The following is a 26,439-nucleotide window of genomic DNA, read 5'->3' on the forward strand; positions in this document are numbered from 1 at the left end:
CAACTATTATATATAAAAAATATATATATAAAATATCAAATTGTATGAAAATTATTTACAACTGTGAGCAAGGGATAAAAGATAATGTGGCACTAACTTTCGGAAATTTCGATGGCGTTCATTTAGGACATAAGTTTGCAATTTCCAATCTAAAGAAGGTAGCACAAGAAAGAGGATTACCCTCTGCAGTTTTAACTTTTGAGCCTCACCCATCAACTGTTTTATTTAGTAGGAACAATTTTAGGTTAATAGACCAAGAACAAAAAAAAGAACTAATCAGCAGCTATGGTATAGATTACTTGTATATTATTAATTTTAGTAGAGGTTTTTCTGAGGTTAGCTGCGATGACTTTATTGGTAAGATTTTGGTAAAGAAGTATGGTGCTAAACATATAATTGTTGGAGAAAGTTGTACTTTTGGTCACAAACGATTGGGTAACATATTAACTCTAGAAAAATATTCTCAGGTGTATGAATATTCTTTAACTAAATTAGAGCCATTGATAATCGATAGAAAAATTTGCTCTTCTTCCTCAATCAGGGAATGTTTACAAAAAGGCAAAATAGAAATTGCTAATAAATTGCTTGGTAGGTCTTATCAAGTTTCTGGTATTGTAACAAAAGGTGCATGTAGAGGTAGAGAAATAGGGTTTCCAACCATAAACATTCCGATAGAAGATTACATGATAAAACCTAAGCTTGGTACATATTACGCCAAAGTTGCATTTTCTGAAAATAGTTCAAGTTGGCTATATGGAGTAGTCAACATTGGTATGAGACCTACATTTAAGGACTTAAAAAAACCTATAGTAGAAATGCATATATTTGACTTCAACGAAAATGTATACAATTTTAAGGTTGATATACAACTTTTAAAATTTATTAGGGCAGAAAAAAAATTCCATAGTATTAACGAGTTAACAAAACAGATAGATCGTGATATAATGAAGGCTTACCAGTTAAAGGTAAATTTATGAAAAGGATATGTTTAGTTATTATATTGATTATAGTATCATTCGATCAAACAAGTAAATTGTATATAAACTCATTGATTGATGAGGGGGAGTCAATCGAGATTACTAGTTTTATGAAATTAGTGGAAGTTTGGAATTCAGGAATTAGCTTTGGAATGTGTAGTACTCTGCCGCATGGCAGCTTCTTTTTTTCGGCATGTTCAGTATTAATAATTGGTATACTTGCATACTTGATATATAAATCTAATGATAAGTCAATTTACCTTAGTTTTTCTCTGATGATTGGTGGAGCGATCGGAAATGTAATTGATAGAATCTATTGGGGCGCTGTATATGATTTCATATATTTTCATATCAATGATTGGTATTGGCCAGCCTTTAATTTAGCTGATCTATCTATAGTTTGTGGAATGTGTACATCGTTATATAAGTGGTATATATATGATAGGTCTATCTCTAAGTAAAATGAGGAATGAAATAATGCTTCGCAAATTCTTTAGTTTTTTTATACTATCTGTGTTTTTTTTCATTTGTCCGATTTCTTTGGAAGCTGAAATCATAAAGCATGCTAAGCTCAGTAACGGATTGGATGTTTATGTAGTACCTAATCACCGAATTCCAGCTGTTTTTCATGCAATAATATATAAAGTTGGGGGAATGGATGACCCAATTGGCAAAGCAGGATTGGCTCACTACTTTGAACACTTAATGTTTGAAACTACAGGAAAATTTAAATACATAGAATCCACTTTGGGCAGCATTGGAGCCCAATTTAATGCTTTTACCACTAAAGAATACACCTGCTACTACGAATTAGTTCTCAAAAAAGATTTACCACTAGCAATGGAAATTGAAGCAGATAGAATGGGCAATTTTGATGTTACTCAAGACAAAATAGATAGAGAAAAAAATATCGTATTAGAAGAAAGAAAGATGAGATTTGATAATAATCCTGAAGCTTTACTATGGGAGGAAATGAACAGTGCATTTTATCGTAATGGTTATGGTAGGTCTGTTATTGGTTGGGAGAGCGATATTAAAACTTACAATCAAGATGACATAACAAGGTTTCATGATAACTATTATCATCCAGGTAATGCTATACTGCTCGTTGTTGGTGATGTAGAATTTGAAGAAGTAGTGGGATTAGCAAAGGAAAAATATAGTGCAATTAAAGCTGAGCCTGTAGTGAAGCATTATCCGAACCAAGATTCAATACATAATGCAGATATATCGGTAATTTTAGAAAGCACTGAAGTAAAAGAGCCAGTTTTATACTTTCGCTATAGTGTTCCTTTATTTGAGCAAATAAGTGAAACTTTTCCTGTTGATTTGGCAGTTGATGTTTTGGGGAATGGCAAGTCTAGTAAGCTATATAAAGATTTAGTTCTAGATAAGAATGTAGCAGTAGAAGTGTTTGCTTATTATAATAGCTTAGCTTTTAGTAATGGTTACATTGAGATTCGGGTAACTCCAAAAAGCGGGGTGAATTTGGATGCTGTTGCAAGAGAGTTAGAAAATTCTATTAATCACTTTAACTCTGAAGGAATAACAAGTGAAGAGTTGCAAAGTACAAAGTCTAAATACAAAGCAGCACAGCTTGATAATCTATCTGATTTAACTAATATAGCAATGTTTTATATACCACGTCTAGCACTAGGTATTCCACTTGATGAAATAGACATCTCATATAGCAAAATTAATGATGTCAATCTAGAGGATGTAAATAATAAAGTTCACTCTATCTTTTCTACTAATAAATTAGTTGGTCGTTTGCTACCAAAAGGAGGTAATAATGAAGATAAGTAAATATGTATTTCTATTTTTTTTCTGTCTAGGCTTTAATTTGCAAGCAAGCAGTCACTTAAATATAGAGGAGGTTACTACTAATAAAGGATTTAAGTTTTTATTTGTTGAAAACCATGATCTACCAAAAGTTTCACTTAATATATCATTCAAAGATGCAGGTTGTGTGTATGAAAGTGCAGAAAAGCAGGGGCTTGCTTGGTTTACTTCTCTTGTAATTCAAGAAGGAGCAGGAAAAAATGATGCCAAAGATTTTGCGAAAAAGCTTGAGGATAAAGGAATTAGTTTAAATTTTACTGCTGGTTTAGAAGCATTTAGGGTTTCATTGAATACTTTATCTGAGAATCTAGAGGATGCAATTTCACTACTGAGTGATGCTATAATGCGCCCTAAAGTTGATCCTGAGGGGTTAAATAGAGTATTCGAAAAAGCCAAAGTAAACTTTAATAATTTTGAAAAAGACCCTTATTTTATTGCTGCAAAAGAGTTAGATACATTGTTGTTCAAAAAACATCCTTACTCAAGAGATCCATATGGAACTCTAGACACTATAATGAACATTACTAGAGACGATGTTTTAACATACATAAAGCGTAGTTTTACTAAGGATAATATCGTTATTAGTATTGTTGGTTGTGCAACAAAAGAAGAAGTTAGTACGCTGCTCGATAAATATTTATCTAAGTTACCATCAAAAAGATCGAAAGTTAGGAAGGTATCTGTAAAAAATGAATTTGGGCCTGCAGAAAGTAAGAGCGTTTTTATGGATATACCACAGAGTGTAATACTTTTTGCTCAAAAAGGCATAGCATATGAAGACCCTAATTACTATAATGCTAGTGTTTTGATTAATGCGCTTGGTGGTATGAGTCTAAACTCAATACTGATGAAAGAGTTGAGACAAAATCTAGGTATTACTTATGGTGTTAGTGCACGTAATGTTCCTAATAAGCATGGAAATATTATATCTGGATTTATGAGTACTGATAGTTCCACTGCTAGCAAAGCTATATCAGCAGTAAAAGATACATTTAGCAGAATAAAAGAGGAAGGAATTGACGAACAATTATTCAAGGATGCAAAAACCAGTTTAGTAAATAACCTTATCTTCTCTTTTCTATCCAATAATGCGAATACAGCAACGTTACTGGATAGTATGCAGATAGATGATCGTGATATTAACCATATAAATAATTATGCAAATATCATTAATGATGTTCAATTGGAAAAAGTAAACAAGCTGGCAAGTTCTTTACTGAATCCTGAAAATTTATTTTTTGTTGAAGTTGGAAGAAACGCTCAAGGTCAATAGTTAATACCTTCTGCTATTGATCTTACTGCTTTTACATAACACTTATGCTCTTCAGCTAGAATGCGCTCTGAGAGACTGTGAACATCATCATTTGGTAACACTGGAACAGTAGCTTGAGCGATTATGGCTCCAGCATCAATTTCAGGAGTAACATAATGCACAGTACATCCTGTAATTTTTACACCCGCTTTCAGAGCTTGCTCCTGAGCATTTAGGCCCTTAAATGACGGAAGTAAAGAGGGATGAATATTTATAACTTTGTTATGCCATTTATTCAGGAAATTGGCCTTTATAATTCTCATAAACCCTGCAAGGCAAATTAAATCAACCTTATGTTGAACAAGTATTTCATGAATTTTATCAGTATCAAGTGGCTTATCTTCAACAACAAACGCTGAAACTCCTGCTTGCTTTGCTATTTTAAGGCCTCCAGCTTCACTATTATTTGTGATAACACACACAGTTTCAGCAGGGAAATTCTGATCTTGACATGCTTCTATTAAAGCCTGCATGTTTGATCCTCTACCTGAAATTAGTATTCCGAGTTTTATCTTTTTCATTTTAGTGCAGCCGTAAGAATGGATATTAATAAAATAGCTCAAAAGGAAAGTTTATTTTAGAATAAATACTATTGTGTAGCAATATTTTACACTGCTGGATAACATGGAATTAAAGAAATCATTCAGTTTGAAGTAACTTTAACATTTCATTTTAGGTATATTAAACAATTTATGGTAAATAAATGCATATTTTTATGGCTGCGTTATTATTTATTTAACAAAGTATTAGTATAATTTACTACACTGAATTAAATGGAGAAAATTCAATGAATAAATTACCAAGCAATGCAAAAACAAGCAAGTCTCAGGTTACTCAGTGGGAGGTAATAAAAAATTGTGAATATTCTGATAATTGTTTATCAAAAGTAGTAACTTTATACGTCATTAAAATGGCAGAATTATCAGATATTTATACGAGTAATGAACCTGAAATTAATACTATACTTACAAGAATAAGCATAACAAGTGAAAATGCATTTTTAAATAAGGTTGTTGATATTGAAATTATGGAGGGCATTTTTCCGTACAAATTCAACAGCAAGAAGAAAAATAACATATCAAGGCTAGAAGATTTGTACAATTATTTATGTTCTACTGTTATTGATAGCCTTCCAAAAGAAATGCTTGAAAGCCTAAGAAGAGAATACAGAGACGCTGTTAACTTATTTAAAGCAATTACTTAACTAGGTGTAGCATTTTTAAGACTTTACCTTCTATTTCAGAAATGCCACTTTCAAGATCTTTATCTATCAAACATATGGTAGATAAATATGTTTTCTGCTTCTTTTCAACATTGATAGTTAAAGTTCCAGGAGTAATCGTAACCGAGTTAGCAAATAATGCAATGGTCTTATCATTATGTCCTATGCATTTTCTTACAATAACAATTGGCTCAACTGTAGATTTGAATCGTAGCACCTTTTTTGTTACATAAATACTTGAAAAAATAATTTGGTAAATTAGCCAAGGTATATAACTTATAAGCTGACAAAGTGACAGCCTACCACTATCATTTAGAATTTGACTAAGGGCACTTTCAGCATCAATTAACCTTTTAAAGATAATCAATGTGAACACAGAAGAAAATACTCCACAGAGAATAAAAAAAGGCTCAAAATAACCAGACAATGTAATCCATAGAGAAGACAAAATCACAAATGATAGAGAAAAAAACTTAATATTTTGCCTGACTTTCATGATTTGGAGTATAACTTAAATGATTTTTTAGAAAAATAAAAAGTTCTTGATTTTTGTGTCAAAGAACATAATAACCAAGTTATTTTAATAAGTAGTGGAGATTATGACGCTTGATGATTTTCTAAAAATGCTTGAAGAAATAAATGATACTTCAGGTTTAAGCAAGAACAACATAGTTGAACGAATAAAAATAAAATTAGAAAGAATTGATTTACGGAGGTGGGAAGATAGTGGATTTAATATCAATCATATATTCACTACACATAGTGATCTAGATCCTGTAGAAACTACATTGTTGCATTTTGCTGCTAAGAGTGGCTATGAGAACATAGTAATAGCTCTAATTGAATATGGAGCATATGTTGATGCATGGGACAGCGATGGATGCACTCCTTTACATTTTGCTGCTGAATGGAACCACAAAGGCATATTAGATATTTTAATTGAAAGTGGAGCAAATGTTAATGCGTGGGACAATGATGTATGTACACCTTTACATCTTGCTGCCGAAGGTGGGAATGAAAGTGTAGTAAGAGCTCTAATTGCATGTGGAGCAGATGTTAACGCGCAGAACAATGATAGACACACTCCTCTACATTTTGCTACTAAGAGTGGCTATGAGAACATAGTAATAGCTCTAATTGAACACGGAGCATATGTCGATGCGTGGGATAATTATAGAAGCACTCCCTTGCATTTTGCTGCTGAAAGTGATAATGAAAACATAGTAAGAACTCTGATTGAACATGGAGCATGTGTTAATGTGTGGGATAGTTGTGGACGCACTCCTTTGCATTTTGCTAGCGATCATGAAAGTATAAGAGATATTTTAATTGAAAGTGGGGCATATGTTAGTAAACAGAACAATAATAGATATGCTCCTTTACACTGTGCTATTGAATGGGGCTGCAAAGATGTGATAAGTTCTTTGTCAGGTAATGCTAGTCCTAGGGCTGAAATGGCAGTAGGAAGAGTGGAACAAATTACACTTGCAGGAAGATTGGAGCTTTTTTAACCAAACTTGCATTTACTGAGATAATTGTTTTGTTATGAATTAAACCAAAAGTTCTGTAATATATTGAAGCTTAAAGATATCTTTAGATATGGAAGTTATTGCAGAAAATAGAAAAGCAAGGTTTGAATACTTTATCTTAGAAGAATTTGAAGCAGGTATGATCCTCTTAAGTAGTGAAGTAAAATCACTAAGGGAAAGAAAAGCAAACATTTCTGATGCTTACGTTACCGAAAAAAAAGGTGAAATATGGCTAAACAATATGCATATCGCAGAGTATAAAGCTGCAAACCAAAAGAATCACAAGCCAAAAAGAGAACGAAAATTGCTTTTGCATAAAAAAGAGATAAATAAGCTAATTGCTCAAATCAAAACCTCTGGAATAACTGTTGTGCCACTTTCTATCTATTTTAATGATAAAGGGTTGGCAAAAACTAAAATTGCCATTGTGAAAGGAAAAAAACTCCATGATAAGAGAGCAACCATAAAGCAGAGAGAGTGGGAACGTGAGAAAAGTAGATTGTCTAAGAATAATTTGTAGTAAAATATGTCTTTAAGTCCAGTTATTTTTAGCATCGGTCCTGTTTCTATATATTGGTACTCTTTAGCATATGTTTTGGGTATAGTTTTTGCATATTGGTATTTACATAAGCTAGACAATCAAAAAATATTTACTAAGAATTTTTACGATTCGTTATTAACAGCCGTTATTATAGGCATTATCCTTGGAGGTAGGCTTGGGTACGTATTGATATATGATCGAGTTCTCTATATAAGCAATCCTATCGAAATACTAAAGACCTGGGAAGGAGGTATGTCATTTCATGGCGGTGCTATAGGAGTTTTGCTTGCAGTAATAATCTCCTGTAGAAGACATAACATTCCTATATTTTACACACTGGATCTAATTTCTTGTGGAGTTCCGATAGGTTTACTTCTAGGCCGCATAGGTAATTTTATAAATGGAGAGTTATTTGGCAGGGTTACAACTATGCCGTGGGGTATGGTATTTCCAGAAAGTGGTGATAATTTATTGCGCCATCCAAGCCAACTTTATGAGGCATTTTTTGAAGGAGCGCTACTTTTCGTAGTTGTAAATTCACTATTTTACTTGAACAAAATGAGATTGTATTATGGTGCAACAACTGGAGTTGCAGTTATGTTGTATGGAGTAGCACGTTTTATGGTTGAATTTTTCCGCGAGCCAGACTATCAAATTGGCTATTTATGGTTCAATTTAACTATGGGACAGTTGCTTTCTATACCTATGATTTTGTTGGGAATGCTTATATATTTAGGTGCGTTGAATTTTAGGTTTAATACAAAATCTATTCAATAGACAAGAGGTAAGTTGAATAAAAAAATATAGTAGAAGTTTATCTATAGTATTTTCTAAAATGAATAATAAATTACCATTATGGTATTACCAACCAAAAGTTGTAAGTCTGTACATTTATACATTAGAGGTCTGAGGCGGCTTTTGATGGTATGCCAACAGTGTTCTATGGGATTCAAATCTCACTTTTACCCACAAGTATAAAAAGCAAGTAAGATAGAGAAAAATATACTTAAGATGAGGTAAAAATGTGTGAAGTAAATAGAAATGTACAATGTGCTGATGGCTTAGGAGATAAATGGCTAGAAAAAGAGTTGAGACATGTTAATCTGGGAGATGTAAGGCTTAATACAAGACTTATTAAAACAAGCTATTTAATAGAGAATAAGGCGTCTGGGTCAATTAGTCAAAGCTGTGTAGGATGGAAAGAAGCTAAAGGTGCATACAGATTATTTAGCAATGAGAAGCTTGAAGCTAAGGAAATTTATTCTTCCCATTATAAAGAAACTATGGAAAGGATAAAAGGAAATGAGCTGGTATTTTCAGTTCAAGATACAAGTTATTTGGATTTTGACTCTCATATAAAGACTAAGGGTCTAGGTAGTATTTCTAAAGCCTATACAAAATATAAAAAGGGTTTGTTATTGCACAGTAACTTAATGGTTAACAAAGACGGATTACCTTTAGGGCTATCTTCTCAACAGTGTTGGGCACGTTCTATCAGGGAAGAAACAGCCCAAGAAAAAGCAAACAGGAAATACCGTACTGCTATAAAGGAGAAAGAAAGCTATAAGTGGATAGCGGCACTAAAAGAAACCCTAAATAACCTCGCAGAAGGTGTACAGCTTGTTACTATTGGTGATAGGGAAGCAGATATTTTTAAGTTTTTATGGACTGTTGAATCATTGGACAGTTTTTATGTAATCCGCAACCGAACTAATAGGAAATTCATCTGTATTGAAGGGGGAAAAACGGATTTGCAAACACGTATAACTCAACTGCCTGTAAAAAAGGAAATTGTCTTGAATGTTGCTGAAAATAAATACCAGATCTCAAGAAAAGCTAACATTGAAGTCAGGTATATGAAAGGCTATATACCTATCAGATCTCCTTACATTTATGGATCGAAAGATACAGAGCATAAAATAAGTGATAAAATCGCTATATATGTAGTAAGTGCCAAAGAAACAAATCCTCCTGAAAGAGTAGAAGCTATTGATTGGACTTTGCTGACTAATGTACCAGTTAATAGCACTTTAGATGCTATAGAAAGGATAAATTGGTATAAGCTAAGATGGAAAATCGAGGAGTATTTTAGGATTTTAAAATCAGGATGTAAGGTAGAAAGCTCTCGTTTAGCTACAAAAGAAAGATTAGAGAAATTAATCGCTATAAAGAGCATTATTGCATTTAATATTTTATATTTAACAAAAATCGCTTTATCGAATCCTATGGAGGTTTGTACTAAGGTTTTAAGTAATGAAGAGTGGAAAACCCTTTACATACGTGAGCATAAAGTAGCCAAATTGCCAGAAGAACCTCCAAACATAAAACAAGCTATTATTTGGTTAGGAAAATTAGGTGGATTTATGAATAGAAAAAGTGATAATTTACCAGGAACTATGACTCTATGGCGTGGTTATGAAAACCTCAGGGAAAGCATGGTTATGCTTCGCATAATGACCTCTCAAAGTTGTGGGTAAAAGTGAGATTTGAATCCCATAGAATACTGTTGGCATACCATCAAAAGCCGCCTCAGACCTCTAATGTATAAATGTATAGACTTACAACTTTTGGTTGGTAATACCATAATGGAAATTTATCATTCATTTTAGAAAATACTATAGTATATTTTCTCTTGGTTTAGCTAAGGGTTTTATGGGTTTTTTAAATTTTGCCCATAAAACCCCTTTCATGATTAAAAATACACTAAATCTTGGTTTTCACATGTTTCATCTCGTTCAGCAGAAAACAATAAGTCTGCACTCTCATTCAAACTATTTGCAGCAGTCTTTAAAACCTCAGATTTTGCTTCTATAAGTTCGCATTCAATCTTGTCTATTCTTGCATCCAAATCCCTATGTGCATTTTCGATTAACTTATTCATTTCATATTCTAGAAATTTGCTTGATTTTTCACTTTGTTCAGTGAGGAAATCACCTATTTTGCTTGTGATTTCAGGTTTGATAAGACTTTCAATTTTTTCTTCAGTGTATTTTTTTACTGCTTCTTCTACCTGAGTTTTTATTTCTGGCTTTAGCAAATCTGCAACTTCTGGTCCTACTTTTTTCACTGCTTTTTCAGCTGCATTTTTTGCTGCTTTTTCAGCGTTTGCTTCTACTGACTTTACTGTCTTATCAATTGAAGTCGATATTTTTTTTTTCTATTTGATTAGCTTTTTCGGTAGCTATTTTGTTAGCTTTCTCTTCAGCTAAAGTTAGCATTTTTCCTTCTATTTTTTTACTTCATCTTGAGCTGCTTTTCTAGCTTCTAGTTTTAAATCGTTACCCATTTTAGATATTATACCAAATTCCATTACTAATCGAACAAATAAGAAACATTACAAACTCGTTTAATAGTAGCACTGGAAATACTGACAATAAAATTACACAGAACATCTTCAAGTAAGCCTATGGTATCGTAGACTCTGTTGCGTAAAGTATTGTGTTTGATATATTGCCACAACCTCTCAACAGGATTCAGTTCTGGTGAATAAGGAGGCAAGTATATAATGGTAATGTTTTTCTGAATTTTCAAACTTTTTGATCTATGCCAGCCTGCACAATCCATTACAAGAAAGGCTTTTTTCGTGCCTAAATCTTTCGACATCTGCTCCAGAAATATATTTATACAATCAGTGTTTACATATGGAGCAAGTAGGCTAATTTTCTTACCACTTCTTGGATTTACCGCACTGTAGATATAGAAATTTTGTCTACCAATTTTCATTTAACCTGCGTTCTGACCCCTTTTTTAAACCATCCGTGTCCGATTTTTGAATGAGTTCCAAATCGTGATTCATCAAAAAAATACCTCCTTTTCAGGGTGGGAATTGACTATTTTATTGAAGTATTTTTTAAACTCTTCTTGCTTGTTTTTATCTTGTTTATGGTGAATTGGCCTCGGTGTTATATAAGAAAACTTCATCCTTTGTATCTCACGATGCACTGTTGATTTGCTAATGTTTAGGCCAAATTCCTCTGAGATTTTTATTTGCACTTCCTTAATAGTAATATTTGGATTTCTTTCTACCCATATTTCAATTTGCTCACGTTGATTTTTGTTTAATTTGCTTTTTCTTCGCCGCTGAGAAGGGGAAAATAATTTTTCTTCTCTTCCAAATTTTAGATGCTTTATCCATTCAGTCAAAGCAGTCCTTGAAATTTTACATATTCTTGCCACAGCGCTTATACTACTTTCTTTTCCTGCTATCACCGCTTGTAACTTTTTTGAAACATATGCGTTATTTCTGACCTTTTTTAACATTTCTTTCGCCAAATTTACAACTTTTTCGTCTAACAGTTTTGACCTTAATGCCATTTATACCTCTCTATTTTATCTACTCTAGTATCACTTCTTTCCCATTATTGTCTATCTGTTCTTTACATAGTGGGAATTGGTATTACTGAGGTTAAACGATCCTGTGATGACTTTTTGATTATCAACAATTAATTACCTTATTATGAGCGATTTTTGGCTTATTATCGATCCAAATCGGTATTCCATTTGAAAACAATTCGCTTATGACACTATATTTTGAATGGAGTTGTGATTTATCTAAGACGACTTTAACATCAACACCACGCTCTTTGGCGTTAATCAAAGATTTTGCAACTGTTCCAAGAGTAAATGTATATTCTTGAACTAAGATAGATTCTTTAGATTGGTCTATCTCGCTTATTATCGGTACAGCACAGTCTTCTTCAGGTGAGAAGCAAACTGTTGCTTTTGGGCAAGAGGAGGATATAGGACCCGCATAGTAGTACAGAGAAAAACATGCCGACAAAAATAAAAGATATAAAAGATATAAAAGCCTCACAAACCACACCTAAATACACGTCGGCAGTCTACATCATAGCTCAATCATCTGTCAACCCATATTCCTTCCACTTCTCTGTAACTTTCTTTATTATTTCCTCGCTCATTTCAATTTTTCTTCCCCATTCTCGTTTGGTTTCAGGTGGAAGTTTGTTTGTTGCATCAAACCCTATTTTACCTCCGAGACCGCTTTCAGGGGAAGCAAAATCTAAATAATCAATTGGGGCATTCTCTATCGTAATTGTATCACGCACAGGGTCCATTCTTGTTGACATTGCCCACATTACCTCTTTCCAATCACGTATATTTATATCATAATCAACAACTATAATAAATTTCGTGTATAAGAACTGTTTGAGAAAAGATAGTGTGCCCATAACAATTCTTTTTGCATGCCCTGGATAAGCCTTTTTTATCGACACTACCGCTATTCTATATGAACAACCTTCTGGAGGCAGATAAAAATCTACTATCTCCGGAAACTGATTGATGAGAATCGGCACAAAAATTTCGTTGAGTGCTTCACCAAGAATTGATGGTTCATCTGGTGGCTTGCCAGTGAAAGTGCTGAGATAAATTGGATCTTTGCGCATTGTAATTGCAGTAATGTTAAACTCAGGAAACTGTTCAACAGCATTATAGTAACCGGTATGGTCTCCGTATGGCCCTTCATCTCTATACTTATCTAAACTTACATATCCTTCCAGAACGATCTCAGCATGAGCTGGAACCTGAAGAGGAATAGTTTTACAATTTACAAGCTCAAGTGGTTTTTTTCGCAGCAGCCCGGCAAATTGGTATTCTGATAAAGTCTCCGGCACCGGAGTTACCGCAGCAATAATCGTTGCAGGATCGCTACCAATCACAGCAGCCGCAGGAAACTTCATATTTTGCCCCCTCTCCTCCTTCCACCGTTTATGGTGACCTGCACCACCACGATGTGCAAGCCAGCGCATGAGAGTCGTTTTTTTATTCACAACCTGCATACGATATATTCCAAGATTGAAATTATCTTGCTTGTCTGCTGTTGGTCCTTTTGTTACCACAAGTGGCCAAGTGATAAGCGGTGAAGGCTCGTTTGGCCAGCATGTCTGAATAGGTAGCAAACTAAGATCCACCTTATCCCCAGTTAGCACCACCTCTTGACATGGGGCTTTGCTCACAACTTTGCTCCGCATCGACAATACAACTTTTAGTAGAGGAAACATTTTCACAGCATCTTTGAAGGTTTTTGGCGGCTCAGGTGATCGCAAAAATGCTAGAAGTTTACCCAGATCCCTTAATTCATCAGAATTTATACCAAGTCCGAATGCAATTCTCTCAATAGTACCAAATAAATTCACTAAAACGGGAATTGAATTTTTGCCATTTTCTGTGACAACATTTTCAAAGATGATAGCTGGTCCCTTGTTTGACAAAACCCTACGATGAATTTCTGTCATTTCAAGAATAGTTGAAACTTCTTTTTTAATTCTAATTAGATCTTTTTTTTCTTCTAATGCTCTGATGAAGTCGCGTAAGTTATTGTACATATTTTAAAAATTTTAAGCCTTTTAAGAAGTGCTTTTCCCAGCACAACTCATTCACTTATTATTATAGAGGCTCTAGAAAAATTATTCTCCAATTCGCTTTTTAAGTTTTTATATTCAGCAGTCTTTAACTCTTCATTGGTAATAAAACTTTTCTTTATGATTATTAAATTGCTAAATTCGGCTCCATCATTTTGATATTTACACGACCTATTTACATATAACCAAGGAGAATTTATTTCAAAATTCAAATTTTCACAATTTTTAATTTTGATATCTTTTATTATCATATGGCTTTCCTTAGTTTTAGGAACACCAATAAAAAGATCTGACACTTGGTCAGAAGCTGTATTGACAACATCATTAAGCCAATTATCTCCTAAATTCAAAGCAGGTCCTAGATTTGTCTTGAAAATCTTATTTTTTTGCTGGAACTCATATTTAATTGTAAGATCCTCTACATTACGCAAGGTAAGGTCAGGCAATTCTAAGAACTTCTTTTCTTCTTCATCAAGATATACTCCACTAATCATACGAAAAACAGAATCTCTTAATTGCTCATCTGAATAATATAATCCAACACCTGTTAAGCCTAAGGCTGCTTCCCCTTGCACGGTAAGCTGGCCATATTCATTTACAACGTTATCTTCTATAGTTAATTCACTATGGAATATCACTTTTGAATTTTTACCTTGTACAGCAGGAATTTTTATGTAACTAGCTTCCTCATAATCCAGTACTAGAGCGTTCCTATCAGCAATGTCTGGAAAAATACCCTGTGCCATACTGATGGTATTAGTTGGATCAATCCAGTATATTTTTCCATCTTCATTCATTACTCTAAGCATCACATGATTAAAATTACCCATATTGGGTAATGCTTCAGGATTGGAAATACTAGTAGTTCCTCTCATAACTAAAATAGGTTGAACTTTGTAACCAAGTTTTTGCAGAATAGCAGCTGTGCTAGCAGAAAAGTCTTTGCAATCCCCGACTTGAGAATCAGCAATTTTCTCTAAATCTCGTGGAAAATATTTTCCTGAGACTGTGCGCCAATCTCCCATATATTGAACTTTTTCATTCAATAAAGAAGTGACTGCATTAATTTTCTCCTCATCAGTATTTTTATTGGCAGCAGATTCTGCTATAGCTATAAAAGTTGCAGGAAGTGGCTGATTAATGACGCTATGATATTCAGGAGCTAATTTTTTAGCTAAATCATCCCATTTAGATAGGCTCGACAATGATACCCAAGTGTTGTGTTTTGTATTCAATATTCCATTATGTGGCTCATTTATTGTGTTTTCATAAACTGCTCTCTTTAAAGCAATGCTTATAGAATGTACATCATCCTTTTTTTCCTCAGCAATCTCTAATACGCTTCTTGGATCATTAACTTTAATCTCTAGAGGCAATTCAGAATTGATTTTAGTATTTTCTGCTTGTAAATAATCCCCATAATACGAAAAGCTCAAGCCATAAAAATTATCAACGGGAACCTTTTTGTTAACTTGCTTATATCTTAAATATACTTCCGTACCAATTTCTATTTTAGGGAATGAGATGGTTACTTGCCTTAACTGATCGAAACCTTTGCTAGGTCTAGCCAGCGGTTTATCCTCCATCATGTCTTCAGTTACTATATATTCTTCTCCGTTGTAAGTTGTTTTAGCCTCTAAAACAGTAAAATCTGCACTATCATCATTGTAAATAAGACTGTATAGAGAGAACCTATCACGTCCGGATTCCTTGAGTATTTTTGCTTGTAGTTCTACTTCCGTTTCGTAGGTACCATCTCTATTAACATTAATGTTAACATTAGAAAATTCAACCTCAACGGAAGCATCTTCGTACTTAGCCCACCTTGCTTCAACTGAAGGAGTTATAAAAAGCACTAACAACGTTAAGTTAAAAAGAGTTTTTAAAAATTTCATTATGTTCTCACATTTATTGAAAAGTCATTCTATTAGACCCGCACAATACTACCCACAGTGTATAAACTCAGCTATTGGTTCGTTGATATAATTTATGGCCGTGTTTGTCAGTATTATACGCAGCGGTTATAAAATAATCAACTTTTTACTGCGATGTTTATAATTGCTATACGTGTCGGTAAAGACTATCTAAAGTTTTTCAAATGACCGATATCGCCAAAATTTCTGATATAATAATATACTAAATTTACATTTTTTGATGCAAATATTTTAACATTCAACATTTCTTTACTATAATGTGTCTTATTATTTCCTTTAAGTAAGTTCATGTCTAAGATACAATTTTTATTGATTTTTATATTTGCAGTAGCAAGTTTACCAGTAATAAATAATTGTCTTTCACATCGCAGTCAAGTCTTAAACGATGATCATATAAGTGAGAGATTAGATGACTACATCAGTAAAAATTTTGATAAGATCATAAAAACTCTCCAGGAAGAGTCAGCTAAAAATAGTTATGCTCATGCAACTAAAAATAAAATTTCTCAGCATAAAAATGAAATATTCGACTCTACTTATCCTTACTCAGGAAATGAAAATAGCAATATCATAGCTGTAGGTTTTTTTGACTATTCTTGTGGATATTGCAAAGCTATAAAGAACGATGTAAAACAATTGATCAATGATGGCAAAGTTAAGTATATCTTTAGGGATGCTCCAATACTTGGTAACAATTCTTTAAAGGCAGCAAAAGGTGCTTTAGCAACTTATTTTATCGATAAAGAAAAGTACTTAGATTTTCACTACGCTGCACTAGATCACAGAGGAGAATTTTCAGATGAAACTATATTAGGTATAGTGAAAAATATAGGGGTTAACGAGAACGATTTTAACAACTCTATGAAAAATAATGCAGACAAAATTGAGCAAATGATAAACAACAGCAAACTTTTAGTAAGGGATTTGGGAGTAGGCGGTACACCTTTTTTGATAATAGGAGATAGTCTTTTTGTAGGAAAAACTGATTTGAATATATTACGTAAAAAAGTGAATGAGTTAAAAGATTAATAAATTTCCTGCTTGACAGCACAAAAGAGTTTAAGTATAGTTAAGATATAGTAAGTAACAATATGTATAGGCTACATATTAGTTCAAGAGAAGCAGGTGATGTTTGCTTGCAACACAGCACGACCTTAGGTAATTAGCCTTCCTAGGCTGGTTAATCTATTAAAATACAATTATTATTTTGGAGTTATAACATGAGAGATTCTAACTATGCAAGAGAGCCAATTGCTCTTTTTCAAAAAATCAAAGAAAATAAAAAATCAAGTGATTTATTGCATAATCTAAAGAGCGCTTATCCTGAAAAGCTAAAAATCGGGGCTGCTATAAAGACAGGGGATTGCTTTTTTGACTCCGTTGCTCAAGGATTGAATGAGTTAAATATAAAACCAGATCATTATTTTACTGCAAAATCATTAAGAAAAGACTGCGCAGATTATGTTGAGCAACATGGTAAACAAGATAGTTGGGCCTATAAAGCAGTAATAAAAGACACTGCTATTGGTGGCTACTTTGTTGAGCTAGAAGGTCCATATGGTCCTATACAAGATCCAAAAACTAAAATAAATATGATAGATGAGAAAAAGACTTTTCATCAATACTTAAAAAATATTAAGAATATGGCCACAGGAGATGGTTCTACACCTATATGGGGTCGTCCAAACATTGAAGGTAGAATGATATGCGACAAGTACAAAGTGGAGCTTTATATTTATTCAATAGAGGAAGACAGTCAAAAAGTTACGGTAACTAAAATTACAGCACATGATGATGATCCAGCAGTTTTTATACAAGATATAGATCTCAATCAACTAGAGATAGATAGTAGCAAAAAAACTGTAGGAGTAGTGAATTACATGAGGCATTTTGTGCCACTTCTTAGCAAAATCCCTTCTGATATAACAGAAAATCAATCAGTTTCTAATGAAGAAATCTTTGGTGAGGTTACAGAAGCTTCTGCTTCTGAGCAACCAGTACGACAAAAAGGCAGCACTAGTGAGCCGATTTTTTCGAATAAAAGCACTCCTATTTCCAATCAATCAGAGCAGAAACCACTAAAAGAAAGAGCTGCTGATAGAAGTATTGATGAAAGGAATTCACAAAATCATGAAGCAATGTTAGAAAAAACACACAATAGAACTTGTGAAAATACAGCAAAGATCTTGAGTGAAACTTCTAAGGATATGAAAAAAAATTCCAGTGAAGAAATTCTTGAAATAGGTAAAAGAGTTCCTGCTTCTGATCAATCAGAGCAAGAAGAACAATATAATATCAGAACTAGCAAAGCAGCAATTGCGCAAGATCATAAAGAACAAAAAACACAAAAAGAGAGAATTGATACCAGCGCTAGTGAGCCAATTCATACAGATACAGCAATTACTATTTCTCATCAACAAGGGCAAGAAACACAACAAGAGGCAATAGAAAAGAAATTAATCAATAGTTACAGAAGAGAAGCTATTTATAGCATAGCTGCTGTAATAACAGCTATAGCATTCACAGCATCTGCTATAGCTACTGTTTTTACTCAACCAATTCCTTTAGCATCTCTTGCTGGAGTTGCTTTAGTTGTTTCGTGTGTTTGTGTATATCAGTTAATGCAAAGTCATCAAGACATTAACGAACTGAAAGGTAAGGTAGGAGAAAACAACACCTTTACTTTTTTAGAAGAAACGGGATTTAAAATTTATAGCCTGATTGATAAAGCAGCTTCAAAAATTTAAGATCTTTCCTACTTCATCTATATCAACTCAATTTTATTTTTACAGGAGGGCATATGTCATTCACAGAAATTAGATTTCCAGAAAATATATCTTATGGTTCCACTGGAGGACCAGAATTTTCCACTGACATTGTAACAACTCATAATGGCTGTGAGCAGCGCAATATTAATTGGTCTCGTGCACGTGCCAGGTATAACATAGCTTATGGAGTTAGGTCAAACGAGCAGCTATAGTATTTTCTAAAATGAATAATAAATTACCATTATGGTATTACCAACCAAAAGTTGTAAGTCTGTACATTTATACATTAGAGGTCTGAGGCGGCTTTTGATGGTATGCCAACAGTGTTCTATGGGATTCAAATCTCACTTTTACCCACAAGTATAAAAAGCAAGTAAGATAGAGAAAAATATACTTAAGATGAGGTAAAAATGTGTGAAGTAAATAGAAATGTACAATGTGCTGATGGCTTAGGAGATAAATGGCTAGAAAAAGAGTTGAGACATGTTAATCTGGGAGATGTAAGGCTTAATACAAGACTTATTAAAACAAGCTATTTAATAGAGAATAAGGCGTCTGGGTCAATTAGTCAAAGCTGTGTAGGATGGAAAGAAGCTAAAGGTGCATACAGATTATTTAGCAATGAGAAGCTTGAAGCTAAGGAAATTTATTCTTCCCATTATAAAGAAACTATGGAAAGGATAAAAGGAAATGAGCTGGTATTTTCAGTTCAAGATACAAGTTATTTGGATTTTGACTCTCATATAAAGACTAAGGGTCTAGGTAGTATTTCTAAAGCCTATACAAAATATAAAAAGGGTTTGTTATTGCACAGTAACTTAATGGTTAACAAAGACGGATTACCTTTAGGGCTATCTTCTCAACAGTGTTGGGCACGTTCTATCAGGGAAGAAACAGCCCAAGAAAAAGCAAACAGGAAATACCGTACTGCTATAAAGGAGAAAGAAAGCTATAAGTGGATAGCGGCACTAAAAGAAACCCTAAATAACCTCGCAGAAGGTGTACAGCTTGTTACTATTGGTGATAGGGAAGCAGATATTTTTAAGTTTTTATGGACTGTTGAATCATTGGACAGTTTTTATGTAATCCGCAACCGAACTAATAGGAAATTCATCTGTATTGAAGGGGGAAAAACGGATTTGCAAACACGTATAACTCAACTGCCTGTAAAAAAGGAAATTGTCTTGAATGTTGCTGAAAATAAATACCAGATCTCAAGAAAAGCTAACATTGAAGTCAGGTATATGAAAGGCTATATACCTATCAGATCTCCTTACATTTATGGATCGAAAGATACAGAGCATAAAATAAGTGATAAAATCGCTATATATGTAGTAAGTGCCAAAGAAACAAATCCTCCTGAAAGAGTAGAAGCTATTGATTGGACTTTGCTGACTAATGTACCAGTTAATAGCACTTTAGATGCTATAGAAAGGATAAATTGGTATAAGCTAAGATGGAAAATCGAGGAGTATTTTAGGATTTTAAAATCAGGATGTAAGGTAGAAAGCTCTCGTTTAGCTACAAAAGAAAGATTAGAGAAATTAATCGCTATAAAGAGCATTATTGCATTTAATATTTTATATTTAACAAAAATCGCTTTATCGAATCCTATGGAGGTTTGTACTAAGGTTTTAAGTAATGAAGAGTGGAAAACCCTTTACATACGTGAGCATAAAGTAGCCAAATTGCCAGAAGAACCTCCAAACATAAAACAAGCTATTATTTGGTTAGGAAAATTAGGTGGATTTATGAATAGAAAAAGTGATAATTTACCAGGAACTATGACTCTATGGCGTGGTTATGAAAACCTCAGGGAAAGCATGGTTATGCTTCGCATAATGACCTCTCAAAGTTGTGGGTAAAAGTGAGGATTCAAATCTGGTGAATATGTTGGAAGATACAGCACATGACAGCCAAAAGACTCTATTTGTGACTTTTTTTTAAAGTAATTTTTACCTGTTTTAGTCTATACCAAATTGAATTTATTCCAAATCCAAGATTTTGTTTCATCTCTGCCAGAGTGTGATCTGGATTCTTTGTAACATATTCTTCGAACGCTAATTCTGGATTAAGGAAGGAAGAAAGTATAGGAAATGGAAGGCTTTTTGGATTTCAAGGAATAGGAAATGAGAGTAGAAAAGATGTGAACCAAGAAATTAACGGGAGATCTATGGCGAGTATGTTCAATTTCAAGTCTATTTTTGAGGTAGCCAAAAATCGTCTCAATGATCGACCTTTTTCTCAGCAAAATCTTTTCATGTAGTGAAATTAATGCGTTTTTCATCCCCTTTTTCACCTTGGTAACAAGTTTCAAACCGCGGTTAAACAACTCTTGGAAAAGCTCTTTTTTAATATAGCCTTTATCACCAAACAAAAGACCGGTTAATTTCTTAGTTAGGTTTGCTACAGGCTCTCTATCGTCAACATTACCTCTTGTAAGCGTAAAAGCTTGAATTTCACCTTTCTCGTTAATTATCAAATGTAGTTTAAAGCCGAAAAACCAGCCATATGTACTCTTGCTTAATTTTGCAATTCCAGCAAAAACCTTATTTCTTGATATTCTTTTTGCATGGCAAACTGCAATAGGAGTTGTATCTATGTATGAGATTCCAGTAAGTTCTGACCATCCGCAAAGGCACTGTAATAGCATGGCTAAATGCCACAAAACCCTGGGCTTTAGAGCAACAAACCTAGTGTATGAAGGCAACTTCGAAAACTCTGATTTGTAGAGCAATGTTAGGTAATGCAGGTAGAAAGCCTTAAAATTTTCACAGGGAGATTGCTGATACAGGAGGATTATTGTGATAATTTCCGAATGTGTAATTTCTGGCACTCTTGTGGGTTTTTACCGTTTGGCAGTAGTTTATCTGCAAAATTTTTCTCTATATCTCTGCAAAAATCATCGACCAGACAAAACAGTTTTGTTATATCTTATACCAAATTACATTACTAATCGAACAAATAAGAAACATTACAAACTCGTTTAATAGTAGCACTGGAAATACTGACAATAAAATTACACAGAACATCTTCAAGTAAGCCTATGGTATCGTAGACTCTGTTGCGTAAAGTATTGTGTTTGATATATTGCCACAACCTCTCAACAGGATTCAGTTCTGGTGAATAAGGAGGCAAGTATATAATGGTAATGTTTTTCTGAATTTTCAAACTTTTTGATCTATGCCAGCCTGCACAATCCATTACAAGAAAGGCTTTTTTCGTGCCTAAATCTTTCGACATCTGCTCCAGAAATATATTCATACAATCAGTGTTTACATATGGAGCAAGTAGGCTAATTTTCTTACCACTTCTTGGATTTACCGCACTGTAGATATAGAAATTTTGTCTACCAATTTTCATTTAACCTGCGTTCTGACCCCTTTTTTAAACCATCCGTGTCCGATTTTTGAATGAGTTCCAAATCGTGATTCATCAAAAAAATACCTCCTTTTCAGGGTGGGAATTGACTATTTTATTGAAGTATTTTTTAAACTCTTCTTGCTTGTTTTTATCTTGTTTATGGTGAATTGGCCTCGGTGTTATATAAGAAAACTTCATCCTTTGTATCTCACGATGCACTGTTGATTTGCTAATGTTTAGGCCAAATTCCTCTGAGATTTTTATTTGCACTTCCTTAATAGTAATATTTGGATTTCTTTCTACCCATATTTCAATTTGCTCACGTTGATTTTTGTTTAATTTGCTTTTTCTTCGCCGCTGAGAAGGGGAAAATAATTTTTCTACTCTACCAAATTTTAGATGCTTTATCCATTCAGTCAAAGCAGTCCTTGAAATTTTACATATTCTTGCCACAGCGCTTATACTACTTTCTTTTCCTGCTATCACCGCTTGTAACTTTTTTGAAACATATGCGTTATTTCTGACCTTTTTTAACATTTCTTTCGCCAAATTTACAACTTTTTCGTCTAACAGTTTTGACCTTAATGCCATCTAAACCTCGCTATTTTATCTACTCTAGTATCACTTCTTTCCCATTATTGTCTATCTGTTCTTTACATAGTGGGAATTGGTATTACATGGGTAACCTCATCTATTTTTTTCTATTTGTTGAGTTTACCCTACTCTCCTGACTTTTCTATTCTCTTTTTAATCCAGAATTAGCGTTACAAGTGTTGTACCATTTTCCTTAAAGAGGTAGTCCATCCTATTGGTTTTCTGTATGTGATTGACAAAATTTCTAGCTTCCTCATTAAAAGCCTCGATTGTGTTGATACAAGATAATACTAAATCCGAGCTATTTATTGCTAAAATTCCATTTACGAAAATATCTAATTTTGTTTTATCTTCAGTCAAATCTTCAGCTAACTTATTTCTGATATTATCATTATCAAACAAAATGTACTCTAGGTACGAGGAAGACTCAATAAGTATAAAGTCTTCTAAAGGTACTGATTCTAAACATTCGTCAATATAAGTAAGTATTCCAAACTCAGTAATACACCCTTCTTTTCTCACAACATAGCACTTAGGAAGACCACGATACATTGATAGCAAAGAAAAAAGACGTATTATACTTGTACCTCTATCTTTCATTTCCTCGAGAAGCTTTCTATCATTTATTAGTTTGTGCAAAATGTAATCCGTAGCAGGACCTGGTTTACGAAAACGAAACATATTATTTTCTGCAAAAATAGCCTCAGCTAATTCTATAGACTTTTTATCCTCATCTATAAAAGCCTTCTCGCTTCTATTTAATTGTATGATTTCAGCCTTGCTATTGCTGCGTAGCTTAGTTTGCCCTATTAATCTCTCAAATGCTTCTGTATTCATATATATCTTAAAATAGTTAAGATTAACATTAATTATATTAACTATTTTAAGAAAAATAAATGAAAATCTTAATAAAGATTAAGTTTTTATTAAAAAAGTAAAGTCTTTTTATATTTGTATGAGTATATAAAAGGTTTGATTGTTGTAAGTTATCTAAGTGCTAGAGTCTAATTAATAAGTCTGCTTGAAGCCGCTCAGTGTTTGTACAGTTGTGCCTGCACAACTTGCTTCAAAATTTCTGCTTGTTGCTGAGCATGGATATTAGCATAACCACATGCAGGAGATGCAGCAGCAGGTCTTGCAATGCACTTAGGTCTTTTTGCTTGAGCATTGAGGCCAGACAATACCTCTTCTATCAATGGGTTGACAAAGAACCATCCTCCCATATTTTTTGGTTCCTCTTGACACCATGTAATTTCAGCGTTCTTATATTTTTCAAGTTCACTGCCTAGTTTATCAGCCGGGAATGGATAAAATTGTTCTAAACGCACTACTGCTATATCGTTTATTTTTTGTGCTTCAAGCATTTCAATTATGTCGTAATAAACTTTACCACTACATATTACAACTTTACGTATTTTATCACTTGCAACTAAACCTTTTCTACACTCTGGAATTACCGTAAGAAATTTTCCTTCAAAGTCAGAAAGGTTAGAAACTGCGCTTTTATGACGCAATAGTGATTTAGGTGTAAACACCACTAAAGGCTTACGAAAATCTCGATTAATTTGTCGGCGTAAAGCATGAAAATAATTCGCAGGAGTAGAGCAATTAACCACCTGCATATTATCCTCTGCACAGAGCTGCAAAAACCTCTCTATACGAGCAGAACTATGCTCAGGCCCCTGCCCTTCATAACCATGAGGCAAAAGTAGAACTAGACCACTTGACCGCAACCACTTTGTTTCTGCAGATGAGATAAATTGGTCGATCATAATTTGCGCGCCATTTGCAAAATCACCGAACTGCCCTTCCCAGAGCACAAGTGAATATGGAGAGTCAAGGCTATATCCATATTCAAAACCCATCACAGCATACTCAGATAGTGCGCTATCTATAACTTCAAAGCGAGCTTGCTTCTCACTTATGTTGTTTAGTGGAATAAACTCTTCCTCCGTTGCTTGATTGATAAGTCTTGAATGACGGTGCGAGAAGGTGCCGCGACCAGAATCTTGTCCTGACAAGCGCACTCCTATTCCTTCTCTAAGCAATGACGCGAATGCGAGACTTTCAGCAGTTGCCCAGTCTATGTTGCTACCGGAATTTATACTTTCTATTCTTCCATCAAGTATTTTTCTGACCTTATTATTGATATTAAAACTGCTTGGAATATTGCTATTTATGTGTACGCCCAATTTTTTTAGCTCATCTGGTGAAACACCAGAGTCCGTATAATATTCACTCAAATCGTTCAATTTTGCTCTCCTGAGTTTTAACCACACTCCATCAAACCAGTCAGCTTTCTTCGGAGTATAAGTCGTTGACTCAGTAAGGCTTTTATCTAATCTTGTTCTAAATTCGCTGCGTAATTTACTTACTTCATCGCTACTTAGCACTTTCTCTGCAGTCAGCTTCTCTTCGTACAGCGTGCCTGGAGTTTTATGCTTTGATATTGCTTTATACATAAGTGGCTGAGTAAAATTTGGCTCATCGCCTTCATTATGGCCATATTTGCGGTAGCATATTATGTCAATCACCACATCCTTTTTAAATTTCTGCACATACTCCATTGCCAAATTCGCAACAAAACTCACAGCTTCTGGATTATCTCCATTAACATGAAATACTGGAGCTTCTATTGATTTTGCTACATCAGTGCAATAAAAAGATGAGCGTGCGCAGGATGGGTTGGCGGTAAAACCAACTTGGTTATTAATAACAATATGCACGATACCACCTACTGTATAACCTTCAATGTTGCTCAAAGTAAGGGTTTCGGCAACCACTCCCTGCCCGATGAAAGCTGCATCACCATGAATTGACACTCCAAGCACAGATCTTATATTTTGCTTCGCTCTTACTCTTCCAGCTAGAACTGGATTTACCGCCTCAAGGTGAGATGGGTTAGGACATAAACTTAAGTGTATTTTTTTACCACCAGCAAGTGCTCGATCAGAAGAGTAACCAAGGTGATATTTGACATCACCAGATACCTCAAGACCACTTGGGTATGCAAGATTGCCTTGAAATTCAGACAGCATTGCCGCATATTCTTTCCCCATAACTTTGGTTAGAACATTAAGCCGTCCTCGGTGGGCCATACCAAGAACTATTTCTTCAATACCAAAAGCTGCAGAATCACTAATAACTCTTTCAATTGCAACAATAGCTGACTCCCCACCTTCGATAGAAAAACGCTTATATCCAGGAAATTTCATATGGAGAAATTGCTCGAACATCTCAGATTCAATCAAGTGCCTTAGTATTTCTTTTTTATCCTGAGGGCTTAGCGTGTAGACCTGATTTTCAATTTTCTCCTGCAGCCACACTCTTTCCTCATAAGAGGAAATATGCATAAATTCAAACCCGATGTTCTTGCAGTAAATATCTCTATATATTTTAGCATCATGCGCTGGAGAGATATTCAAATATTTCTGATAATCTATTTCTTTATTTACATGCGGTGATAATGGATTTAAGTCCGCAAAAAAATGACCGTAAGATCTGAAAAAATTTGCTAAGCTAGAAATTGAATCATCCGACTTGACTGCGTGCTGTACATTGCAGGCTTCCGTTTTATTCATTTCTAAATTGCTTGAAAAAATCCTATTCCAATCCTCCCCGATTGATTTATCGCCCTGCAGATAACGGCTATACATTTCTTCTACAAATTCTGCATTATCACCATAAAGGCAGCTTAGACTTAGCATAATCACTACAAAAGATATCAAATACTTATAAGTATAACTTAAGTTTTTTAAAAAAGAACTCCTTTAGTTTCTAATTATTAAGTTATACAAACACTGTAATCCTAGTTTTCCAGAAAGGGTGTCATCCTAGACTGACATCTAATCTTTCCATAAATGCTGTATTTCAAAATAAAACAACTATACTCATCAACTTGTGCCCAATCATAATTCCTAGATTCCAGTGTTATAGTATTTTCTAAAATGAATAATAAATTACCATTATGGTATTAC

20 protein-coding genes and 5 pseudogenes are annotated in these 26,439 nt (G+C 34.0%); 13 read left to right on the forward strand and 12 right to left on the reverse strand.

Annotation, left to right across the window (positions count from 1 at the left end; all coding sequences use genetic code 11):
* The first annotated feature begins 44 nt into the window (after positions 1–44).
* Genes ribF through O1Q06_RS03430 form a run of 4 tightly spaced genes read left to right on the forward strand, consistent with a single transcriptional unit; the run spans position 45 to position 4,092 of the window.
* On the forward strand, positions 45–977 hold the full coding sequence (gene ribF, locus O1Q06_RS03415) for a riboflavin biosynthesis protein RibF (RefSeq protein WP_410543010.1): 933 nt from the start codon (positions 45–47) through the stop codon (positions 975–977).
* Positions 974–1,438 carry a signal peptidase II gene (gene lspA / locus O1Q06_RS03420; RefSeq protein WP_410543011.1) on the forward strand — a complete coding sequence of 155 codons (465 nt, stop codon included), beginning with the start codon at positions 974–976 and terminating at the stop codon, positions 1,436–1,438. The genes ribF and lspA overlap by 4 nt, the downstream gene beginning before the upstream one ends.
* Positions 1,439–1,454: 16 nt before the next feature.
* Entirely contained in the window at positions 1,455–2,783 is a 1,329-nt protein-coding gene (locus O1Q06_RS03425; RefSeq protein WP_410543012.1) for a M16 family metallopeptidase, read from the forward strand.
* The gene (locus tag O1Q06_RS03430) at positions 2,770–4,092 is read left to right on the forward strand and encodes a M16 family metallopeptidase (protein WP_213863774.1); all 1,323 of its coding nucleotides are present in this window, start codon (positions 2,770–2,772) and stop codon (positions 4,090–4,092) included. Before O1Q06_RS03425 ends, O1Q06_RS03430 begins: the two co-directional genes overlap by 14 nt.
* Here O1Q06_RS03430 and purN read toward each other — a convergent pair.
* Positions 4,086–4,652, reverse strand: a complete 567-nt coding sequence (gene purN, locus O1Q06_RS03435) for a phosphoribosylglycinamide formyltransferase (protein WP_010402201.1) — start codon at positions 4,650–4,652, stop codon at positions 4,086–4,088. The two genes, O1Q06_RS03430 and purN, sit on opposite strands and share 7 nt — an antisense overlap.
* A gap of 389 nt (positions 4,653–5,041) precedes the next feature.
* On the opposite strand from purN, the gene O1Q06_RS03440 reads away from it, so the two are divergent.
* Positions 5,042–5,335 carry a hypothetical protein gene (locus tag O1Q06_RS03440; protein WP_410543013.1) on the forward strand — a complete coding sequence of 98 codons (294 nt, stop codon included), beginning with the start codon at positions 5,042–5,044 and terminating at the stop codon, positions 5,333–5,335.
* Here O1Q06_RS03440 and O1Q06_RS03445 read toward each other — a convergent pair.
* Positions 5,328–5,849 carry a Na+/H+ antiporter subunit E gene (locus tag O1Q06_RS03445; RefSeq protein ID WP_410543014.1) on the reverse strand — a complete coding sequence of 174 codons (522 nt, stop codon included), beginning with the start codon at positions 5,847–5,849 and terminating at the stop codon, positions 5,328–5,330. The genes O1Q06_RS03440 and O1Q06_RS03445 overlap by 8 nt on opposite strands.
* 103 nt (positions 5,850–5,952) lie before the next feature.
* Here O1Q06_RS03445 and O1Q06_RS03450 point away from each other — a divergent pair, with 103 nt between their 5' ends.
* The 4 genes from O1Q06_RS03450 (at position 5,953) to O1Q06_RS03465 (ending at position 9,900) form a co-directional block, all read left to right on the forward strand.
* On the forward strand, positions 5,953–6,864 hold the full coding sequence (locus O1Q06_RS03450) for an ankyrin repeat domain-containing protein (RefSeq protein WP_410543015.1): 912 nt from the start codon (positions 5,953–5,955) through the stop codon (positions 6,862–6,864).
* An 88-nt stretch (positions 6,865–6,952) separates the two neighbouring features.
* On the forward strand, positions 6,953–7,402 hold the full coding sequence (smpB, locus tag O1Q06_RS03455; RefSeq protein WP_410543016.1) for an SsrA-binding protein SmpB: 450 nt from the start codon (positions 6,953–6,955) through the stop codon (positions 7,400–7,402).
* Positions 7,403–7,408: 6 nt separating this feature from the next.
* A complete protein-coding gene (gene lgt / locus O1Q06_RS03460; RefSeq protein WP_410543017.1) occupies positions 7,409–8,200 on the forward strand; it encodes a prolipoprotein diacylglyceryl transferase in 792 nt (263 codons plus the stop codon).
* A gap of 245 nt (positions 8,201–8,445) precedes the next feature.
* On the forward strand, positions 8,446–9,900 hold the full coding sequence (locus tag O1Q06_RS03465; protein WP_410542423.1) for an IS4 family transposase: 1,455 nt from the start codon (positions 8,446–8,448) through the stop codon (positions 9,898–9,900).
* Between the two features lie 215 nt (positions 9,901–10,115).
* Here O1Q06_RS03465 and O1Q06_RS03470 read toward each other — a convergent pair whose 3' ends face one another.
* The 5 genes and pseudogenes from O1Q06_RS03470 to O1Q06_RS03490 form a co-directional block, all read right to left on the reverse strand.
* Entirely contained in the window at positions 10,116–10,490 is a 375-nt protein-coding gene (locus O1Q06_RS03470) for a hypothetical protein (protein ID WP_410542959.1), read from the reverse strand.
* 245 nt (positions 10,491–10,735) lie between these two features.
* Positions 10,736–11,737, reverse strand: a pseudogene (locus tag O1Q06_RS03475) (IS630-like element ISWpi10 family transposase).
* A gap of 78 nt (positions 11,738–11,815) precedes the next feature.
* A pseudogene (locus tag O1Q06_RS03480) lies at positions 11,816–12,245 on the reverse strand (phospholipase D family protein); the annotation flags it as partial.
* A 31-nt stretch (positions 12,246–12,276) separates the two neighbouring features.
* A complete protein-coding gene (locus O1Q06_RS03485; RefSeq protein ID WP_410543018.1) occupies positions 12,277–13,767 on the reverse strand; it encodes a UbiD family decarboxylase in 1,491 nt (496 codons plus the stop codon).
* A gap of 47 nt (positions 13,768–13,814) precedes the next feature.
* A complete protein-coding gene (locus O1Q06_RS03490) occupies positions 13,815–15,698 on the reverse strand; it encodes a DUF3857 domain-containing protein (RefSeq protein WP_410543019.1) in 1,884 nt (627 codons plus the stop codon).
* A gap of 327 nt (positions 15,699–16,025) precedes the next feature.
* Between O1Q06_RS03490 and O1Q06_RS03495 the strand changes: the two genes are divergently transcribed.
* The 4 genes and pseudogenes from O1Q06_RS03495 to O1Q06_RS03510 all read left to right on the forward strand — a co-directional run bounded on the left by O1Q06_RS03495 (position 16,026) and on the right by O1Q06_RS03510 (position 20,370).
* Positions 16,026–16,766 carry a DsbA family protein gene (locus O1Q06_RS03495; protein WP_410543020.1) on the forward strand — a complete coding sequence of 247 codons (741 nt, stop codon included), beginning with the start codon at positions 16,026–16,028 and terminating at the stop codon, positions 16,764–16,766.
* Positions 16,767–16,957: 191 nt separating this feature from the next.
* Positions 16,958–18,484, forward strand: a complete 1,527-nt coding sequence (locus tag O1Q06_RS03500; protein ID WP_410543021.1) for a hypothetical protein — start codon at positions 16,958–16,960, stop codon at positions 18,482–18,484.
* 53 nt (positions 18,485–18,537) lie between these two features.
* Positions 18,538–18,714: pseudogene (locus O1Q06_RS03505) on the forward strand (DUF2460 domain-containing protein); the annotation flags it as partial.
* A gap of 201 nt (positions 18,715–18,915) precedes the next feature.
* Positions 18,916–20,370: an IS4 family transposase gene (locus tag O1Q06_RS03510; protein ID WP_410542423.1), complete on the forward strand. Its 1,455-nt coding sequence runs from the start codon at positions 18,916–18,918 to the stop codon at positions 20,368–20,370.
* Between the two features lie 61 nt (positions 20,371–20,431).
* Here the strand turns inward: O1Q06_RS03510 and O1Q06_RS03515 are convergent, their stop codons facing one another.
* The 5 genes and pseudogenes from O1Q06_RS03515 to O1Q06_RS03535 all read right to left on the reverse strand — a co-directional run bounded on the left by O1Q06_RS03515 (position 20,432) and on the right by O1Q06_RS03535 (position 26,169).
* On the reverse strand, positions 20,432–20,596 hold the full coding sequence (locus O1Q06_RS03515) for an IS630 transposase-related protein (RefSeq protein ID WP_410543146.1): 165 nt from the start codon (positions 20,594–20,596) through the stop codon (positions 20,432–20,434).
* Positions 20,577–21,436 (reverse strand): annotated as a pseudogene (locus O1Q06_RS03520) (IS982 family transposase). Before O1Q06_RS03520 ends, O1Q06_RS03515 begins: the two are co-directional and overlap by 20 nt.
* 21 nt (positions 21,437–21,457) lie before the next feature.
* Positions 21,458–22,459: pseudogene (locus tag O1Q06_RS03525) on the reverse strand (IS630-like element ISWpi10 family transposase).
* Positions 22,460–22,615: 156 nt separating this feature from the next.
* Positions 22,616–23,299: a hypothetical protein gene (locus tag O1Q06_RS03530; RefSeq protein WP_410543022.1), complete on the reverse strand. Its 684-nt coding sequence runs from the start codon at positions 23,297–23,299 to the stop codon at positions 22,616–22,618.
* A 194-nt stretch (positions 23,300–23,493) separates the two neighbouring features.
* Positions 23,494–26,169, reverse strand: a complete 2,676-nt coding sequence (locus tag O1Q06_RS03535) for a 2-oxoglutarate dehydrogenase E1 component (RefSeq protein ID WP_410543147.1) — start codon at positions 26,167–26,169, stop codon at positions 23,494–23,496.
* Positions 26,170–26,439 lie beyond the last annotated feature (270 nt).

This window comes from Wolbachia endosymbiont of Tetranychus urticae (genome assembly GCF_046529255.1).
Taxonomy (GTDB): domain Bacteria; phylum Pseudomonadota; class Alphaproteobacteria; order Rickettsiales; family Anaplasmataceae; genus Wolbachia.

What these genes read in the sequence shown, in the direction of transcription:
- purN (WP_010402201.1), bottom strand. Translation starts at nt 4,652, where the DNA reads ATGAAAAAGATAAAACTCGGAATACTAATTTCAGGTAGAGGATCAAAC.
- O1Q06_RS03465 (WP_410542423.1), top strand. Translation starts at nt 8,446, where the DNA reads ATGTGTGAAGTAAATAGAAATGTACAATGTGCTGATGGCTTAGGAGAT.
- O1Q06_RS03535 (WP_410543147.1), bottom strand. Translation starts at nt 26,169, where the DNA reads ATGCTAAGTCTAAGCTGCCTTTATGGTGATAATGCAGAATTTGTAGAA.
- O1Q06_RS03490 (WP_410543019.1), bottom strand. Translation starts at nt 15,698, where the DNA reads ATGAAATTTTTAAAAACTCTTTTTAACTTAACGTTGTTAGTGCTTTTT.
- lgt (WP_410543017.1), top strand. Translation starts at nt 7,409, where the DNA reads ATGTCTTTAAGTCCAGTTATTTTTAGCATCGGTCCTGTTTCTATATAT.
- lspA (WP_410543011.1), top strand. Translation starts at nt 974, where the DNA reads ATGAAAAGGATATGTTTAGTTATTATATTGATTATAGTATCATTCGAT.
- ribF (WP_410543010.1), top strand. Translation starts at nt 45, where the DNA reads ATGAAAATTATTTACAACTGTGAGCAAGGGATAAAAGATAATGTGGCA.
- O1Q06_RS03450 (WP_410543015.1), top strand. Translation starts at nt 5,953, where the DNA reads ATGACGCTTGATGATTTTCTAAAAATGCTTGAAGAAATAAATGATACT.
- O1Q06_RS03495 (WP_410543020.1), top strand. Translation starts at nt 16,026, where the DNA reads ATGTCTAAGATACAATTTTTATTGATTTTTATATTTGCAGTAGCAAGT.
- O1Q06_RS03500 (WP_410543021.1), top strand. Translation starts at nt 16,958, where the DNA reads ATGAGAGATTCTAACTATGCAAGAGAGCCAATTGCTCTTTTTCAAAAA.
- O1Q06_RS03425 (WP_410543012.1), top strand. Translation starts at nt 1,455, where the DNA reads ATGCTTCGCAAATTCTTTAGTTTTTTTATACTATCTGTGTTTTTTTTC.
- O1Q06_RS03440 (WP_410543013.1), top strand. Translation starts at nt 5,042, where the DNA reads ATGGCAGAATTATCAGATATTTATACGAGTAATGAACCTGAAATTAAT.
- smpB (WP_410543016.1), top strand. Translation starts at nt 6,953, where the DNA reads ATGGAAGTTATTGCAGAAAATAGAAAAGCAAGGTTTGAATACTTTATC.
- O1Q06_RS03430 (WP_213863774.1), top strand. Translation starts at nt 2,770, where the DNA reads ATGAAGATAAGTAAATATGTATTTCTATTTTTTTTCTGTCTAGGCTTT.
- O1Q06_RS03510 (WP_410542423.1), top strand. Translation starts at nt 18,916, where the DNA reads ATGTGTGAAGTAAATAGAAATGTACAATGTGCTGATGGCTTAGGAGAT.
- O1Q06_RS03445 (WP_410543014.1), bottom strand. Translation starts at nt 5,849, where the DNA reads ATGAAAGTCAGGCAAAATATTAAGTTTTTTTCTCTATCATTTGTGATT.
- O1Q06_RS03530 (WP_410543022.1), bottom strand. Translation starts at nt 23,299, where the DNA reads ATGAATACAGAAGCATTTGAGAGATTAATAGGGCAAACTAAGCTACGC.
- O1Q06_RS03485 (WP_410543018.1), bottom strand. Translation starts at nt 13,767, where the DNA reads ATGTACAATAACTTACGCGACTTCATCAGAGCATTAGAAGAAAAAAAA.